General features: G+C 48.8%; 19 protein-coding genes, 2 pseudogenes and 1 other annotated feature. Of the genes and pseudogenes, 11 read left to right on the top strand and 10 right to left on the bottom strand.

The genetic code is table 11. From position 1 onward, the window contains the following. Window positions 1–196: 196 nt before the first annotated feature. The 3 genes from A7Z29_RS10290 to rnm are packed head-to-tail and all read right to left on the bottom strand — an operon-like array spanning window position 197 to window position 3612. On the bottom strand, window positions 197–2086 hold the full coding sequence (locus tag A7Z29_RS10290) for a DUF2207 domain-containing protein (protein ID WP_105290175.1): 1890 nt from the start codon (window positions 2084–2086) through the stop codon (window positions 197–199). A 27-nt stretch (window positions 2087–2113) separates the two neighbouring features. Continuing rightward, window positions 2114–2734 (bottom strand): L-threonylcarbamoyladenylate synthase, encoded by a 621-nt coding sequence (locus A7Z29_RS10285; RefSeq protein ID WP_001295575.1) that lies wholly within the window; start codon window positions 2732–2734, stop codon window positions 2114–2116. Next, window positions 2731–3612: an RNase RNM gene (rnm, locus tag A7Z29_RS10280; RefSeq protein WP_105290174.1), complete on the bottom strand. Its 882-nt coding sequence runs from the start codon at window positions 3610–3612 to the stop codon at window positions 2731–2733. Before rnm ends, A7Z29_RS10285 begins: the two co-directional genes overlap by 4 nt. 137 nt (window positions 3613–3749) lie before the next feature. Between rnm and trpL the strand changes: the two genes are divergently transcribed. The 9 genes from trpL to A7Z29_RS10235 all read left to right on the top strand — a co-directional run bounded on the left by trpL (window position 3750) and on the right by A7Z29_RS10235 (window position 12113). Beyond that, the gene (gene trpL, locus A7Z29_RS10275; protein WP_001700591.1) at window positions 3750–3794 is read left to right on the top strand and encodes a trp operon leader peptide; all 45 of its coding nucleotides are present in this window, start codon (window positions 3750–3752) and stop codon (window positions 3792–3794) included. Then, window positions 3771–3864: a sequence feature (Trp leader region), on the top strand. Its footprint overlaps the gene before it by 24 nt. A gap of 21 nt (window positions 3865–3885) precedes the next feature. Then, the gene (gene trpE / locus A7Z29_RS10270) at window positions 3886–5448 is read left to right on the top strand and encodes an anthranilate synthase component I (RefSeq protein WP_001194557.1); all 1563 of its coding nucleotides are present in this window, start codon (window positions 3886–3888) and stop codon (window positions 5446–5448) included. Then, window positions 5448–7043 carry a bifunctional anthranilate synthase glutamate amidotransferase component TrpG/anthranilate phosphoribosyltransferase TrpD gene (gene trpD, locus A7Z29_RS10265; RefSeq protein ID WP_105290173.1) on the top strand — a complete coding sequence of 532 codons (1596 nt, stop codon included), beginning with the start codon at window positions 5448–5450 and terminating at the stop codon, window positions 7041–7043. The genes trpE and trpD overlap by 1 nt, the downstream gene beginning before the upstream one ends. Next, complete coding sequence (gene trpCF / locus A7Z29_RS10260; protein ID WP_198599422.1) at window positions 7044–8405, top strand: bifunctional indole-3-glycerol-phosphate synthase TrpC/phosphoribosylanthranilate isomerase TrpF; 1362 nt, start codon at window positions 7044–7046, stop codon at window positions 8403–8405. It abuts the gene before it with no gap. An 11-nt stretch (window positions 8406–8416) separates the two neighbouring features. Beyond that, a complete protein-coding gene (gene trpB / locus A7Z29_RS10255; RefSeq protein ID WP_000209511.1) occupies window positions 8417–9610 on the top strand; it encodes a tryptophan synthase subunit beta in 1194 nt (397 codons plus the stop codon). Beyond that, a complete protein-coding gene (trpA, locus tag A7Z29_RS10250; RefSeq protein WP_105290172.1) occupies window positions 9610–10416 on the top strand; it encodes a tryptophan synthase subunit alpha in 807 nt (268 codons plus the stop codon). Before trpB ends, trpA begins: the two co-directional genes overlap by 1 nt. A 379-nt stretch (window positions 10417–10795) precedes the next feature. Beyond that, the gene (locus A7Z29_RS10245) at window positions 10796–10975 is read left to right on the top strand and encodes a con-10 family general stress protein (protein WP_000134812.1); all 180 of its coding nucleotides are present in this window, start codon (window positions 10796–10798) and stop codon (window positions 10973–10975) included. 85 nt (window positions 10976–11060) lie between these two features. Then, the gene (locus tag A7Z29_RS10240; protein WP_001056502.1) at window positions 11061–11561 is read left to right on the top strand and encodes a YciE/YciF ferroxidase family protein; all 501 of its coding nucleotides are present in this window, start codon (window positions 11061–11063) and stop codon (window positions 11559–11561) included. Window positions 11562–11606: 45 nt separating this feature from the next. Then, window positions 11607–12113: a ferritin-like domain-containing protein gene (locus tag A7Z29_RS10235; protein ID WP_032225064.1), complete on the top strand. Its 507-nt coding sequence runs from the start codon at window positions 11607–11609 to the stop codon at window positions 12111–12113. 42 nt (window positions 12114–12155) lie between these two features. Here A7Z29_RS10235 and A7Z29_RS10230 read toward each other — a convergent pair. After that, window positions 12156–12296 (bottom strand): annotated as a pseudogene (locus A7Z29_RS10230) (OmpW family outer membrane protein); the annotation flags it as partial. Between the two features lie 968 nt (window positions 12297–13264). Here A7Z29_RS10230 and A7Z29_RS10225 point away from each other — a divergent pair. Beyond that, window positions 13265–13807 (top strand): cytochrome b, encoded by a 543-nt coding sequence (locus tag A7Z29_RS10225; RefSeq protein ID WP_105290171.1) that lies wholly within the window; start codon window positions 13265–13267, stop codon window positions 13805–13807. Between the two features lie 74 nt (window positions 13808–13881). Here the strand turns inward: A7Z29_RS10225 and A7Z29_RS10220 are convergent. After that, window positions 13882–14389, bottom strand: a pseudogene (locus A7Z29_RS10220) (DUF2514 domain-containing protein). Then, the gene (locus A7Z29_RS10215) at window positions 14386–14919 is read right to left on the bottom strand and encodes a lysozyme (RefSeq protein WP_105290170.1); all 534 of its coding nucleotides are present in this window, start codon (window positions 14917–14919) and stop codon (window positions 14386–14388) included. The pseudogene A7Z29_RS10220 and the gene A7Z29_RS10215 overlap by 4 nt, the downstream one beginning before the upstream one ends. Before the next feature lie 127 nt (window positions 14920–15046). On the opposite strand from A7Z29_RS10215, the gene A7Z29_RS10210 reads away from it, so the two are divergent. Further along, window positions 15047–15364, top strand: a complete 318-nt coding sequence (locus A7Z29_RS10210) for a hypothetical protein (RefSeq protein WP_105285784.1) — start codon at window positions 15047–15049, stop codon at window positions 15362–15364. On the opposite strand, the gene A7Z29_RS10205 is transcribed toward A7Z29_RS10210, so the two are convergent. The 4 genes from A7Z29_RS10205 to A7Z29_RS10190 form a co-directional block, all read right to left on the bottom strand. Beyond that, a complete protein-coding gene (locus A7Z29_RS10205) occupies window positions 15357–15554 on the bottom strand; it encodes a hypothetical protein (RefSeq protein ID WP_105290169.1) in 198 nt (65 codons plus the stop codon). The two genes, A7Z29_RS10210 and A7Z29_RS10205, sit on opposite strands and share 8 nt — an antisense overlap. Window positions 15555–15594: 40 nt before the next feature. Further along, a complete protein-coding gene (locus A7Z29_RS10200) occupies window positions 15595–15810 on the bottom strand; it encodes a class II holin family protein (RefSeq protein WP_105285782.1) in 216 nt (71 codons plus the stop codon). Between the two features lie 77 nt (window positions 15811–15887). Further along, a complete protein-coding gene (locus A7Z29_RS10195; protein WP_105290168.1) occupies window positions 15888–16193 on the bottom strand; it encodes a DUF826 domain-containing protein in 306 nt (101 codons plus the stop codon). 58 nt (window positions 16194–16251) lie between these two features. After that, window positions 16252–16395 (bottom strand): DUF1378 family protein, encoded by a 144-nt coding sequence (locus A7Z29_RS10190; RefSeq protein ID WP_105290167.1) that lies wholly within the window; start codon window positions 16393–16395, stop codon window positions 16252–16254. Window positions 16396–16565: the final 170 nt, after the last annotated feature.

The following is a 16565-nucleotide window of genomic DNA, read 5'->3' as shown; positions in this document are numbered from 1 at the left end:
TGTCGCCTTCCCAGGCGTCTGATATGCTTTGTGCAACAGTGAGTCAGAACTTACATCTGACTCACTGATAGTAAAGTCTGTTCGAACTCTTCCAGCCTTAAGTCAACGACATGACGTTTTAACTGGCCTGGCTTTGAGGCGCAACATACTACACTATCTTTAGGGTTAAAGCTTGTTTCGATTAACATCAGCTTGATTACCAGCCACCACCGCCTGCGCCACCGCCACCGGCACTACTACCGGAATAACTTCGCCCCAACAAACTGGTATTAGCTCCCAGACTCAGGTGCATCTGTAATGAGAATAAAACGCCGCTACGGGCAATTTCCGGAGCGCGAACAGCCGCTGTAAGTGACGGAGTGATACGTGCTGCCCATTCTCTGCCAAGGTTTGCCGAGACCGCCCAACCTAACAAAGTGTAATCCAGTTTCCGTGTTTCCCCTTTCCGCCGCCGCCCACTGTGCGTTGCCGCCTCTTTACGCGCAAGATAGTTGACGATAGCCTCGCCGTGGGCATAACGTTGCTGCCCAGTTTGTGTAAACTGTGGCAGAAAAATATACCCCAGGGCGGTGAGATACCCCGTCAGGAAAACGGCACTAAAATAACCGGCTGGCATATACCAGTAAAAGAACACATCTCCGACATTGATGTAGAGAGAATAGAAAGCCACGCCTGAACAAATCAGTGGTAAAAACAAAGTGATGATTACACGATTAACGCAAGGCTTGTCATCATCGCGGGCAAACAAAAGCGCAAGGGAAGAAAACAAAAAAGGAAGAAGCCAGCAGGTCATGATAAACATATCAGCCACCAGACTCATACCTGCCCAGCCAACGGGACTCAGGTTTCCATAAAAAATGACTGCTAATATCGCCAGTCCGCCCCATTGCAAAAACGCATCCGGTCGGTAAAACGAAGACTTTTTACGCGGCAGATAAAATTTCTGCATCCGTAAAAATGCCCTGCGTAAGACTCTGTTGCGTCTCCCCGTAAGAACGACCTTATCGCCTTTACGAAATAACTCTTCCAGTAATAACTGCTCTGCGGGCAGTAATACCTCATTATTTCTGGTCGCGCCTTCATTAACACAAATCAGGATTTGCTGGTTCTTATCATACTGATCTTCCAGATGAATTTTTCCTTTCACAATCAGATTTACGATATCGGCACAAAAACCTTTATCGTCGTAAACCAGCTTCGCATCGAGACGTAACATTCCGGGCGTGTAATCTGGCGGAATGACATCGGTTTCAATCACATCTACCGGCGTAAATTGCGGCCTGCGCTTCCAGAGATATAACCATCCACAAACCAAGAACAGACACGGAAACCAAATTAACAACGATGACGTGGAGGGTAAAAGAAGATGGCTGAAAATATTCGTCGTTTGTGGAGCCGGGGCATTGCTAAGTAAAGCGTGAGGCCAGCGGTAGAGTACCGTGAAATCTTCACGATAAAACGGATCGCGGGATTCAATTCTTCCGTCCTCAAGGATGCGGCCATTTCGATATGTGTCGCCCTCTTCTCCAGTAAAGAGATCGATTTCGCGAAATGGATTACCCGCAATATCAGGGAACTTGAGTGAAAATCGGGTCTTATAGATTTCAAACGGCCAGTGGTTACCCGTCACGTTCCAGATTAACAGATCTGAATCTCCCTCACGCAGGAAAGCATTTTTAACCTGATAATGAATTTGATAATGATTGTCGCCTTGAGGCAAGAAACGTTGTTTATCGCCCACGACAATACTCATTAACCCGATATGCCAGTCAAGATGCCAGGGTTCAGGAATACCATCACGGGTGACGTCAACAATATGATAGTTCAGCAGTGCAGCGTCCCCATCAGGCTGCATCCAGAGTCGTGGTAAATCACGATAAAATCCGTGCTTAATCTGCTGATTTCGCGCCTGAAAATGAATATTTTCTTTGATGTCGAGCACCCCATCCGGTTGCAGAGTGGCTTCAACATCAAAGAGCGAGATCCCTTCTTCATAAGAAGGGATCTCCGTGTTTTTCGCATAACTCAACGAAGAGAAAAAAAGCCCAACTATCAACAGCAAAATGCAGCGATCTATCCCTGCCATAATCTTCCATCCGTGGAACGCAATTTGTTATAAGAACGGCTTCACATCACCTACGCCTTCACGCACCACGACCGGCGTATCATCGGTAAGATCAATAACCGTTGTTGGTTTCTGCCCGAGATAGCCGCCGTGAATAATCAAATCTACCTGTTTTTCCAGACGGTCTTTAATTTCTTCCGGATCGGATTCGGTAAATTCGCTGCCTGGCAGCATTAGCGAAGTGGAAAGCATCGGTTCGCCCAGTGCTTCAAGCAACGCCTGCGCAATCGGGTTAGAAGGCACACGCATCCCGATGGTTTTGCGTTTTTCCTGCAACAGACGGCGTGGCACTTCCTTCGTCCCCTTCAGGATGAAGGTATAGTTGCCCGGCGTGTTGTTTTTCATTAAACGAAACGCAACGTTATCGACAAATGAATAGGTCGAGAGTTCAGAAAGATCGCGACACATCAGGGTAAAGTTGTGACCGTCCGGCAGCTGGCGAATACGACAAATACGCTCCATCGCGTTTTTATCTTCAATTTTACAGCCGAGCGCATAGCCGGAATCAGTTGGATAAACAATCACCCCGCCTTTACGCACGATCTCCACCGCCTGGTTGATCAGACGTTGCTGCGGGTTATCAGGATGAATATAAAAAAACTGGCTCATAATTCCCTCTCTGTGGTGTTCTGCGGCTGTTCCCATAGCTGCCAGACGCCTTCAACGCCTGCGGGCAGCCAGAGTTTACGACCCAGTTCGATCCACGGGCATGGCTGATGAAAATCAGATCCTTGTGATGCCCATAAATGATGCTGACGCGCAAGTGTCGCCAGCTGGGTGCGTTCATTGGGCGATTGCTGGCACTGCGCGACTTCCATCGCGTCGCCGTGGTGTTCGGCAAAATGCGCAACCAATCTTTTCAGCCATTTAGCACTAAGATTGTACCGCCCAGGATGAGCTAGCACCGCCTTACCGCCAGAATGATGAATGACATCAATAGCTTGTTTTATTGTACACCACTGTGGCGGAACGTATCCGGTTTTCCCGCGCGCCAGATACTTTTTAAAGACATCCGCCATTGAACTGGCTTTGCCGCACTCAACAAGGAAACGCGCAAAATGACCGCGCGTCACTGCGCCGCCCTGCGCCAGTCGTTGTGCGCCTTCCAGCGCCCCAGGTATTTGCGCTTTTTCAAGTCTTTCGGCAATTTGCTGCGCCCGCTGATTGCGCCGTTCTGTCTGCTGCGCGAGGAACTCACACATTAGCGGATGAGTAATATCAATATTCAGCCCGACAATATGAATTTCATGATTTTCCCAGACCGTGGAAATTTCCACGCCGGGAATAAGATTCAGCGCCAGTCCCGAACGTGAAATTTCCTCTCTTGCTGGCGCGATTGCAGCTGTGGTGTCATGGTCGGTGATCGCCAGGGTGCCGACGCGCATCTCGACTGCACGGTGCACCAATGCTTCTGGCGTCAGACAGCCATCGGAAGCTGTCGTATGGCTGTGCAGGTCGTAAATCACTGCGTAATTCGTGTCGCTCAAGGCGCACTCCCGTTCTGGATAATGTTTTTTGCGCCGACATCATAACGGTTCTGGCAAATATTCTGAAATGAGCTGTTGACAATTAATCATTGAACTAGTTAACTAGTACGAAAGTTCACGCAAAAAGGGTATCGACAATGAAAGCAATTTTCGTACTGAAAGGTTGGTGGCGCACTTCCTGAAACGGGCAGTGTATTCACCATGCGTAAAGCAATCAGATACCCAGCCCGCCTAATCAGCGGGCTTTTTTTTGAACAAAATTAGAGAATAACAATGCAAACACAAAAACCGAATCTCGAATTGCTAACCTGCGAAGGCGCTTATCGCGACAATCCCACCGCGCTTTTTCACCAGTTGTGTGGGGATCGTCCGGCAACGCTGCTGCTGGAATCCGCAGATATCGACAGCAAAGATGATTTAAAAAGCCTGCTGCTGGTAGACAGTGCGCTGCGCATTACAGCATTAGGTGACACTGTCACAATCCAGGCGCTTTCCGGCAATGGCGAAACCCTGCTGACACTACTGGATAACGCCCTGCCTGCGGGGGTGGAAAATGAACAATCACCAAACTGCCGTGTGCTGCGCTTCCCCCCTGTCAGTCCACTGCTGGATGAAGACGCCCGCTTATGCTCCCTTTCGGTTTTTGACGCTTTCCGCTTATTGCAGAATCTGTTGAATGTACCGAAGGAAGAACGGGAAGCGATGTTCTTTGGCGGCCTGTTCTCTTATGACCTGGTCGCGGGGTTTGAAGATTTACCGCAATTGTCAGCGGAAAATAACTGCCCTGATTTCTGTTTTTATCTCGCTGAAACGCTGATGGTAATTGACCATCAGAAAAAAAGCACCCGCATTCAGGCCAGCCTGTTTGCGCCGAATGAAGAAGAAAAACAGCGTCTCACTGCACGCCTGAACGAACTACGTCAGCAACTGACCGAAGCCGCGCCGCCGCTGCCAGTGGTTTCCGTACCGCATATGCGTTGTGAATGTAATCAGAGCGATGAAGAGTTCGGTGGCGTAGTGCGTTCGTTGCAAAAAGCGATTCGCGCCGGAGAAATTTTCCAGGTCGTCCCCTCTCGCCGTTTCTCACTACCCTGCCCGTCACCGCTGGCAGCCTATTACGTGCTGAAAAAGAGTAACCCCAGCCCGTATATGTTTTTTATGCAGGATGATGATTTCACTCTGTTCGGTGCGTCGCCGGAAAGTTCGCTCAAGTATGACGCCACCAGCCGCCAGATTGAAATCTACCCGATTGCAGGAACACGCCCACGAGGTCGTCGCGCCGATGGTTCACTGGACAGAGACCTCGACAGCCGCATAGAACTGGAGATGCGTACCGACCATAAAGAGCTTTCGGAACATCTGATGTTGGTGGATCTCGCCCGTAATGATCTGGCACGCATTTGCACCCCCGGCAGCCGCTACGTTGCCGACCTCACCAAAGTTGACCGTTACTCTTACGTGATGCATCTCGTCTCCCGCGTTGTCGGTGAATTGCGCCACGATCTTGACGCCCTGCACGCTTATCGCGCCTGTATGAATATGGGCACATTAAGCGGTGCGCCGAAAGTGCGCGCCATGCAGTTAATTGCCGAAGCGGAAGGTCGTCGACGCGGCAGTTACGGCGGCGCGGTAGGTTATTTCACCGCACACGGCGATCTCGACACCTGCATTGTGATCCGCTCGGCACTGGTGGAAAACGGCATCGCCACCGTGCAGGCCGGTGCTGGCGTGGTTCTTGATTCTGTTCCGCAGTCGGAAGCCGACGAAACCCGTAATAAAGCCCGCGCTGTACTGCGCGCTATCGCCACCGCGCATCATGCACAGGAGACTTTCTGATGGCTGACATTCTGCTGCTCGATAATATCGACTCTTTTACTTACAACCTGGCAGATCAGTTGCGCAGCAATGGTCATAACGTGGTGATTTACCGCAACCATATTCCGGCGCAGACCTTAATTGAACGCCTGGCGACGATGAGCAATCCGGTGCTGATGCTTTCTCCTGGCCCCGGTGTGCCGAGCGAAGCGGGTTGCATGCCGGAACTGATTACTCGTCTGCGCGGCAAGCTGCCGATTATTGGCATTTGCCTCGGTCATCAGGCGATTGTCGAAGCCTATGGGGGTTATGTCGGCCAGGCGGGCGAAATTCTGCACGGTAAAGCGTCAAGCATTGAACATGACGGTCAGGCGATGTTTGCCGGGTTAACAAACCCTCTGCCAGTGGCGCGTTATCACTCGCTGGTGGGCAGTAACATTCCGGCCGGTTTAACCATCAACGCCCATTTTAATGGCATGGTGATGGCGGTTCGTCATGATGCGGATCGCGTCTGTGGATTCCAGTTCCATCCGGAATCCATTCTCACCACCCAGGGCGCTCGCTTGCTGGAACAAACGCTGGCCTGGGCGCAGCAAAAGCTGGAACCCACCAACACGCTGCAACCGATTCTGGAAAAACTGTATCAGGCGCAGACCCTTAGCCAGCAGGAAAGCCACCAGCTATTTTCAGCAGTGGTACGTGGTGAACTGAAGCCGGAACAACTGGCGGCGGCGCTGGTGAGCATGAAAATTCGTGGCGAACACCCGAACGAAATCGCCGGAGCAGCAACTGCGCTTCTGGAAAACGCTGCGCCGTTCCCGCGCCCGGATTATCTGTTTGCCGATATTGTCGGCACCGGCGGTGACGGCAGCAACAGTATCAACATTTCTACCGCCAGTGCTTTTGTTGCAGCAGCCTGTGGGCTGAAAGTGGCGAAACACGGCAACCGCAGCGTCTCCAGTAAATCGGGTTCTTCGGATCTGCTGGCGGCGTTCGGTATTAATCTTGATATGAACGCCGATAAATCGCGCCAGGCGCTGGATGAGTTAGGCGTCTGTTTCCTCTTTGCACCGAAATATCACACCGGATTCCGCCACGCGATGCCGGTTCGTCAGCAACTGAAAACCCGCACTCTGTTCAACGTGCTGGGGCCATTGATTAACCCGGCGCATCCGCCGCTGGCGTTAATTGGTGTTTATAGTCCGGAGCTGGTACTGCCGATTGCCGAAACGCTGCGCGTGTTGGGGTATCAACGCGCAGCGGTTGTGCACAGCGGCGGAATGGATGAAGTTTCGTTACACGCACCAACGATTGTTGCCGAGTTGCACGATGGCGAAATTAAAAGCTATCAGTTGACCGCAGAAGATTTTGGCCTGACGCCCTACCACCAGGAACAACTGGCAGGCGGAACGCCGGAAGAAAACCGTGACATTTTAACACGTTTGTTACAAGGTAAAGGCGACGCCGCCCATGAGGCAGCCGTCGCGGCGAATGTCGCCATGTTAATGCGCCTGCATGGCCAGGAAGATCTGCAAGCCAATGCGCAAACCGTTCTTGAGGTACTGCGTAGTGGTTCCGCTTACGACAGAGTCACCGCACTGGCGGCACGAGGGTAAATGATGCAAACCGTTTTAGCGAAAATCGTCGCGGACAAGGCGATTTGGGTAGAAGCCCGTAAACAGCAGCAACCACTTGCCAGTTTTCAGAATGAAATTCAGCCGAGCACGCGACATTTTTATGATGCGCTACAGGGTGCACGTACCGCATTTATTCTGGAATGCAAGAAAGCGTCGCCATCAAAAGGCGTGATCCGTGATAATTTCGATCCGGCACGCATTGCCTCGATTTATAAGCATTACGCTTCGGCAATTTCGGTGCTGACTGATGAGAAATATTTCCAGGGAAGCTTTGATTTCCTCCCCATCGTCAGCCAAATCGCGCCACAGCCGATTTTATGTAAAGACTTTATTATCGACCCTTACCAGATCTATCTGGCGCGCTATTACCAGGCTGATGCCTGCTTATTAATGCTTTCAGTGCTGGACGACGAATCGTATCGCCAGCTTGCAGCCGTCGCCCATAGTTTGAAGATGGGTGTGCTGACCGAAGTCAGTAATGAAGAGGAACTGGAGCGCGCCATTGCATTGGGGGCAAAGGTCGTTGGCATCAACAACCGCGATCTGCGTGATTTGTCGATTGATCTCAACCGCACGCGCGAGCTTGCGCCAAAACTGGGGCACAACGTGACGGTGATCAGCGAATCCGGCATCAATACTTACGCTCAGGTGCGCGAATTAGGCCACTTCGCTAACGGCTTTTTGATTGGCTCGGCGCTGATGGCGCACGACGATCTAAACGCCGCCGTGCGCCGGGTGTTGTTGGGTGAGAATAAAGTGTGTGGCCTGACGCGTGGGCAAGATGCTAAAGCAGCTTATGACGCAGGCGCGATTTACGGTGGGTTGATTTTTGTTGCGACATCACCGCGTTGCGTCAGCGTTGAACAGGCGCAGGAAGTGATGGCTGCGGCACCGTTGCAGTATGTTGGCGTGTTCCGCAATCACGATATTGCCGATGTGGCAGGCAAAGCTAAGGTGTTATCGCTGGTGGCAGTGCAACTGCATGGCAGTGAAGATCAGCAATATATCGACGCACTGCGTGATGCTCTGCCAGCAAACGTTGCCATCTGGAAAGCATTGAGTGTTGGAGAAACCCTGCCCGCGCGCGATTTTCAGCACGTTGATAAATATGTTTTCGATAACGGCCAGGGCGGAAGCGGGCAACGTTTCGACTGGTCACTGTTAAACGGTCAATCGCTTGGCAACGTTCTGCTGGCGGGTGGCTTAGGCGCAGATAACTGCGTGGAAGCGGCACAAACCGGCTGCGCCGGGCTTGATTTTAATTCTGCTGTAGAGTCGCAACCGGGCATCAAAGACGCACGTCTTTTGGCCTCGGTTTTCCAGACACTGCGCGCATATTAAGGAAAGGAACAATGACAACATTACTTAACCCGTATTTTGGTGAGTTTGGCGGCATGTACGTGCCACAAATCCTGATGCCTGCCCTGCGCCAGCTGGAAGAAGCCTTCGTCAGCGCACAAAAAGATCCAGAATTTCAGGCGCAGTTTAATGATCTGCTAAAAAACTATGCCGGACGCCCGACCGCGCTGACTAAATGCCAGAATATTACGGCCGGCACTAACACCACGTTGTACCTGAAGCGTGAAGATTTACTGCACGGCGGCGCACATAAAACAAACCAGGTGCTGGGTCAGGCCTTACTGGCGAAGCGGATGGGTAAAACCGAAATCATCGCCGAAACCGGTGCCGGTCAGCATGGTGTGGCGTCTGCCCTTGCCAGCGCCCTGCTTGGCCTGAAATGTCGAATTTATATGGGTGCCAAAGACGTCGAACGTCAGTCGCCCAACGTTTTTCGTATGCGCTTAATGGGCGCGGAAGTGATTCCGGTACATAGCGGTTCCGCGACGCTGAAAGATGCCTGTAACGAGGCGCTGCGCGACTGGTCAGGCAGTTATGAAACCGCGCACTATATGCTGGGCACCGCAGCTGGCCCGCATCCTTACCCGACCATTGTGCGTGAGTTTCAACGGATGATTGGCGAAGAAACCAAAGCACAGATTCTGGAAAGAGAAGGTCGCCTACCAGACGCCGTTATCGCCTGTGTTGGCGGCGGTTCGAATGCCATCGGGATGTTTGCTGATTTCATCAACGAAACCGACGTTGGCCTGATTGGCGTGGAGCCAGGCGGTCACGGTATCGAAACCGGCGAGCACGGTGCACCATTGAAACATGGTCGTGTGGGCATCTATTTCGGTATGAAAGCGCCGATGATGCAGACAGAAGACGGGCAGATTGAAGAATCTTACTCCATCTCAGCCGGGCTGGATTTCCCGTCTGTCGGCCCGCAACACGCGTATCTCAACAGCACTGGACGCGCTGATTATGTCTCAATTACCGATGATGAAGCACTGGACGCCTTTAAAACGCTGTGCCTGCATGAAGGGATTATTCCGGCGCTGGAATCCTCCCATGCCCTGGCTCATGCGCTGAAAATGATGCGCGAAAACCCGGAAAAAGAGCAGCTGCTGGTGGTTAACCTTTCCGGTCGCGGCGACAAAGACATCTTCACCGTTCACGATATTTTGAAAGCACGAGGGGAAATCTGATGGAACGCTACGAATCTCTGTTTGCCCGTTTGAAGGAGCGCAAAGAAGGCGCATTCGTTCCTTTCGTCACGCTCGGTGATCCGGGCATTGAGCAGTCGCTGAAAATTATCGATACGCTAATTGAAGCCGGTGCTGACGCGCTGGAGTTAGGCATCCCCTTCTCTGACCCGCTGGCAGATGGCCCGACGATTCAAAACGCCACACTGCGTGCTTTTGCGGCGGGTGTGACCCCGGCACAATGTTTTGAAATGCTGGCACTGATTCGCCAGAAACACCCGAATATTCCCATTGGCCTTCTGATGTATGCCAACCTGGTGTTTAACAAAGGTATTGATGAGTTTTATGCCCAGTGCGAGAAAGTCGGCGTCGATTCGGTGCTGGTTGCCGATGTGCCCGTGGAAGAGTCTGCGCCCTTCCGCCAGGCTGCGTTGCGCCATAACGTCGCACCTATATTTATCTGCCCGCCGAATGCCGACGATGATTTGCTGCGTCAGATAGCCTCTTATGGTCGTGGTTACACCTATTTGCTGTCGCGTGCGGGCGTGACCGGAGCTGAAAACCGCGCAGCGTTACCCCTCAATCATCTGGTCGCGAAGCTGAAAGAGTACAATGCTGCGCCTCCGTTACAGGGGTTTGGTATTTCCGCCCCGGAACAGGTAAAAGCAGCGATTGATGCAGGAGCTGCGGGCGCGATTTCTGGTTCGGCCATTGTTAAAATCATCGAGCAACATATTGATGAGCCAGAGAAAATGTTGGTGGCATTGAAAGCTTTTATACAACCGATGAAAGCGGCAACACGCAGTTAATCCCACAGCCGTCAGTTCTGCTGGCGGCATTTTGTATTCCTTTAACGAAGCCAGAAAAATCTTAATTTTATTTATTATTTGCCTTTTTACCGTTTCGCTTAACCTAACATACGTCAACTTACGTCATTTTTCCGCCCAACAGTAATATAATCAAACAAATTAATCCCGCAACATAACACCAGTAAAATCAATAATTTTTCCTAAGTCACTTATTCCTCAGGCAATTGCTAATATATCCAGAACCTTCCTCAAAATATATTTTCCACTCTCCTTCTTGTTACGCTTAATTTGACTAATTCTTATTAGCGACTAATTTTAATGAGTGTCGACACACAACACTCATATTAATCAAACAATGCAACGCAACGGGAGAAATAACATGACCGAACATCGTGGTGGTTCAGGAAATTTCGCCGAAGATCGTGAGAAGGCATCCGACGCAGGTCGTAAAGGTGGTCAGCACAGCGGCGGTAATTTTAAAAACGATCCACAACGCGCATCCGAAGCGGGTAAAAAAGGCGGTCAACAAAGCGGTGGTAATAAATCAGGAAAATCCTGATCCACCGTTAATTATTAATATCAGCTGATAAAGATAATTGTATCTGCGAGCCGTATGGCTCGCAGTGATTTCACTGGAGAAAAATATGAATATGAAGACCATTGAAGATGTATTTATTCACCTGCTTTCAGACACCTACAGCGCAGAAAAACAGTTAACTCGCGCGCTGGCAAAACTTTCCAGAGCGACATCAAACGAAAAACTAAGTCAGGCTTTTCATGCGCACCTTGAGGAAACTCATGGACAGATAGAACGTATTGATCAAGTCGTAGAATCCGAATCAAATCTTAAAATTAAACGCATGAAGTGCGTAGCAATGGAAGGACTCATTGAAGAAGCTAATGAGGTCATTGAGAGCACAGAAAAAAACGAAGTGCGTGACGCCGCGCTCATTGCTGCTGCACAGAAAGTCGAGCACTATGAGATCGCCAGTTACGGGACCTTAGCAACGTTGGCTGAACAATTAGGTTACCGTAAAGCAGCGAAGCTTCTGAAAGAAACTCTGGAAGAAGAAAAGGCCACCGACATCAAACTGACTGATCTGGCTCTTAATAACGTAAATAAGAAAGCCGAAAATAAAGCCTGAAATATGAACTTCAACTTTCAGTAATTTTATAAAGAGGACATTTTCATGAATCGTATTGAACATTATCATGACTGGCTACGTGACGCCCACGCAATGGAAAAGCAAGCCGAATCTATGCTTGAATCCATGGCCAGCCGCATAGATAATTATCCTGATTTACGCGCACGTATTGAACAACATCTTAGCGAAACTAAAAACCAGATTGTTCAATTGGAAACTATTCTTGACCGTAATGACATTTCGCGTTCAGTCATTAAAGATTCCATGAGTAAAATGGCGGCGCTTGGGCAGTCTATCGGTGGTATTTTTCCTTCTGATGAAATTGTCAAAGGTTCCATTAGCGGCTATGTCTTCGAGCAATTTGAAATCGCCTGCTATACCTCACTATTAGCTGCGGCAAAAAATGCCGGTGATACAGCCTCTATTCCGGTCATCGAAGCGATTTTAAATGAGGAAAAGCAGATGGCCGACTGGCTAATTCAGCATATTCCGCAAACAACTGAGAAATTTTTAATTCGTGCTGAAACTGATGGCGTAGAAGCGAAGAAATAATACCCTTTATACCATGTCCTTATTGACCCCGTAATTACGGGGTCATTTTTGCGGGGAATTAAAACGATATCCTGCTGAGAACATAAACACCCACGGATCGAGGCGTACACTGTCGTGTTGCTGTGCACCGCCCAGTTTATAATTTGCGGTAGTATCGATATCCATGTACCAGACTGGTAGATTTTGAAAAAGGTAATAACCATTTGTTTATAAAAAGAAAAATAAGACTTTTAGTCGCTTTTTTATACCAATTTCCTGCTACATTAACTGTTTGATTTCGTTGAACTCTTTTTTAGTTTTGCAGGGGCTTATTCCTGTCAAATTGGTCTTCTCCCACCCGATACATCCACATATCGGTTGTTTGCCATACCAACGAATTTTCAGTATCCATAAAATGTTCATTTTTGTAGCGCAAAGCCCTGAATATTTAATCAGGGCTTTTTATGTAATGGAATGCATTCAACCGCGCCAGACTCGCCATTATCATCAAAAAATCTGCCCCCCTGCCGTGCAAAAATGCGAACAACATCACTCCACTAATCAGCCTGTTATGGCATGATTAGCACGCTGACCATTATAAAAACCTGATATGTAGTGGCACACTAAATTTGGTCACCTGATTAATGTTTAGCGATATTACAACAGGCACTCAATGAATACATGTTGTAAGGCTCTCGCTCAGGAGCACTGAATCGTTCCATTCCTGAATTAAATTTCTGCGACTCTTCCATCACTATCTCCTGATAAATAATATCATGCGACCACGGTCGCACGGCTCTGAATACACGTCCTGTTTATCCCCCCTCACACAGGACTGGCGAGCATGAGGGACAAACTCGCGAATCATAAACGCGGTAAAAAACCGGTGTGCATCGTTTTTGATTATCCCCGCACACTCGCGCAGAGGAGTATCCCGTAATGGCTGCGGTCTCTGTTAATGCGGGAACACGGCGACGATACAGCGCCAGTTATGAGTATGAAAATCCTCACTATCGCAAAGCTATATCAACCTGTAGTGATGCGAAATTACCCGTAGCAAAAGGTGTCTCCGCACATCTGCAAGAACACAGCCTTAAACACTCAGATGAAATAATGATTTGTTAAGATTTATATTATATGTTCGACATGGTACAACACTTAAGGGATGAAATATGAACAGATACTCTAAACTTCAAATTCAATTACATTGGCTGACTCTCGTATTAATAGCTATAGCCTGTGCTGTCATGGAACTTCGAGGTTTGTTTCCTAAAGGGTCTTCCGCCTATTTGCTTATGAGAGAAACACATTACAATGCTGGTATATTTATCCTTCTACTGATGATAATAAGAGTAATTATCAATAATAAATATATAACACCAGCTATTACGCCGCCCCCACCTGCATGGCAAATGATATCAGCCAAATTCATGCAAACCCTGTTATACATATCTTTTTTGGTGTTACCAATATCAGGACTTGCAATCATGGTTTTTGGAGGTAAAGCATGGAGCCTTCTGGGGATTGATATTCCCACTTTCGCTAACACCGACGGAGAAGTAAAATCCGTAGCCAAGACTATTCATGAATCACTTGCAAACATTGGTTATTTATTAATCACACTCCATGCTGGCGCTGCATTAATTCATCATTATATTCAGAAGGACAATACACTTGTCAGAATGCTCCCTGAGCACCAGCATGATAAAAAGTGAGGAAGAGAAGAACCATCACTCTGACAGGTATTTTATAATACCTGTCACACTCTGTACCTCAGTTACAGTGACTATTAGTACGTCTCTGTCAGATAATTTGAATCTCTGACTGAATTATAAATGCGTTCACATGTCAATCCAGCGCGGTAATTTTCGTCAGCTCGTTTAGCATAATATCCAGCTTCTTCTGCAAGGCTTCCGGGCATGTCGGCGAGCATTGCGACGTTGCTTTCGATTGTTTTGCTTCTGACGGTAGCGGCAATATTTGCGGTATGCTCTGCCGATTCCAGTCTGACTGGTAAGCTTTGTTGCTTTTTCCCGTAACTGACTAACAGTGGCAGATAAACCAGCAGCAGTAGCATTGGCTTTGACAGCTTTCTCTTGTGCATCTTTGACAGCCTCATCACGGGCAACAATACGCCCCTGTTCAATCATCCTGGTAGCAATCTGCGTATTAACAATCTGCGACGACTCTTCACTGTCCCGCTCAGCCCATTTCGTTTGCCATTCTCTTTTACACCAGACATTTCCGGCAATAAATGAGCCAATTGACAGCAATACAATGGCCACAAGCTTAATCAATTATCTATCCCCCAGCACGTCAGCATGCTTTCCTGGTCACGCCGTGATACCTGACCGTAGCAGTTGTTTGAGCGAATACGGCAGTCTTTGCCACCATCCTTAATCCACCAGCGAAACGCCTCGCAGGCACCTTTACGATCACCGGCATTAAGCTGCTTATAAAACGTCGACGGGAAACACTTACCTGGGCCAATGTTGTACGGACAGAACGACGCGATACCTGCTTTCTGCGGCTCAGTCAGCGATACCTGGATATTTTCCTCCACCCACGCCAGCGCCTTATTGCGCTCGATGGCGTTCACCTGCTCGCATTTTGTCTTCGTCAGTTTCATGCCAGGAACGACAGGCTTACCGTCCACCATTGTGGCTCCACGGCAGATGGTCCAGATACCCGTACCATCACGGTATGCTGTTATGTGGTTGCCTTCCTTTTTATCCAGAAACTGGTCGAGAATTTCAGGCGCAGAAGCCCCTGCGGCAATCATCGCCAGAACGGCAGCCGACAGGCCGCATTTGATTTTTGCACTCATGGATATTTATCAGGATTTATCGGTTTCTCATTCCATGGTATGTCTGGTGCGTAATCCAACATTCACAACACATATAATCAATATACTCACCGGGACACATCAGATAACAACAAATGAGATTTTATAAATGAATAACAAAGACAATTTACGCAGGGAGTTTTTGCAGGTAATGAATGAAAATATTAAGTCAGAGCTCCGGAGACTTATCACGGATAATAGCGAAACCACTAGAGCCATTCTCGCAGAGCCTTACGGCAAACTGTCAACAGAAACGATGGATATCGTCATCACCACATTAACACCATTAATGCTTCAGCATCTGAAACACCATATTAACAAATGGGTTAATGAGGAATTCAGTCGCCCTGATTGCCCATGGGATAAGAATTATGCATGCCTGCAAAAAAAGCGAATTTTCAATAATCTATCATTAAAATTCAGATAGCCAGAAACCTGTAGTACCCCTTTTTCCCTTGGTTCCCATGACAGGCACAAACCATAATGTACTTTACTGAATGGTGGTTATCAGAATCACAAAGAAGAGTCTTCATCAGCGATGCTTCCTTTTCTGCACCACTGACCAGTGCTTCAATCCCCGCAGCAACCTGAAAATCCCCCATTATCCAGGCAATCATGTATCCCTTTAACAACCAGTTAGTATTTTTTATTCATCACCTACTCTCCACGCGCCGCCTTACGACGATCATCTTTAATTTTGAAATACAGATTCGTCAGGTACGTCAGCAAACCAAACAGCAGACTCCCCAGCACACCTATTGCCGCCCACTGAGACGGGGATAGCCTGTCCAGCAACTGCAGAAACCAGTATCCCGTCCCCACCGCAGACGTGGTGTATGACACTCCTGTTGTGATTTTTTCCATCTGGTACATATCCCCGCCTCCCGTTCACCGAAAGTGCACGATAACAAAAGACCACCGCGATATGCTGGTGGCCTGTGCGTCATGTATCACAGCATGGTCGCTGGTTCAGGCTGCAGTACATCAGCCGGTTGTTCTCCAGCACCGGGTTGTGCCTCAGGTTGTTCGCTGCTGTTTTCCACCGGAGAGTCTGCTGTATTCTCACCATCCCCTGCCTGTGGCGCAGTTGCCTCCTCAGCAGGTCCGATAAGCTCATCCAGAATCGCTTCCACATCAGCATCAATCTGAGCCTCAAACGTTTTACGGATAGATGCTTTCAGCGTACCGCGTACTTCTTCAGTGCGCAGCGCAGACTTCACTGCATCAGCAGTGACAAGTTTTTTCATTTCTGTCATGGGATTTTCTCGCTGTGAGATGTGATTACGGGAGGGGTGGAGCTTTTGGCTCAGCTGACTAACTGGCGCTGATTTTTTCAGCCGCCATTGCATCAATTTTTTTACGGATGTAGTTACGGATGATTTTATAACCGCCACTCACCAGATATAAGACACATACCACCGTGCAGAAATACAATAAAATAAGCTGTAAAAATATCATTATCCCTCCCAATTATTGATATGGTGTTGACATCGTTAATACCTGTTGGTTAAAAAAGCGTCCTGCATTTTTTGCTTTGGACATAACGACCTCTGCCGCCGGTTTCCTTGTTTTCCCTTTCCCGGCGGCATTTTTTTATCCTGCTGACGGGTTATTCACTTCCACCAAAA

Source organism: Escherichia sp. MOD1-EC6842 (genome assembly GCF_002965705.1).
GTDB lineage: Bacteria > Pseudomonadota > Gammaproteobacteria > Enterobacterales > Enterobacteriaceae > Escherichia > Escherichia ruysiae.
The sequence above is the reverse complement of the archived record's forward strand: the minus strand, read 5'-3'. Positions and strand labels throughout refer to the sequence as shown.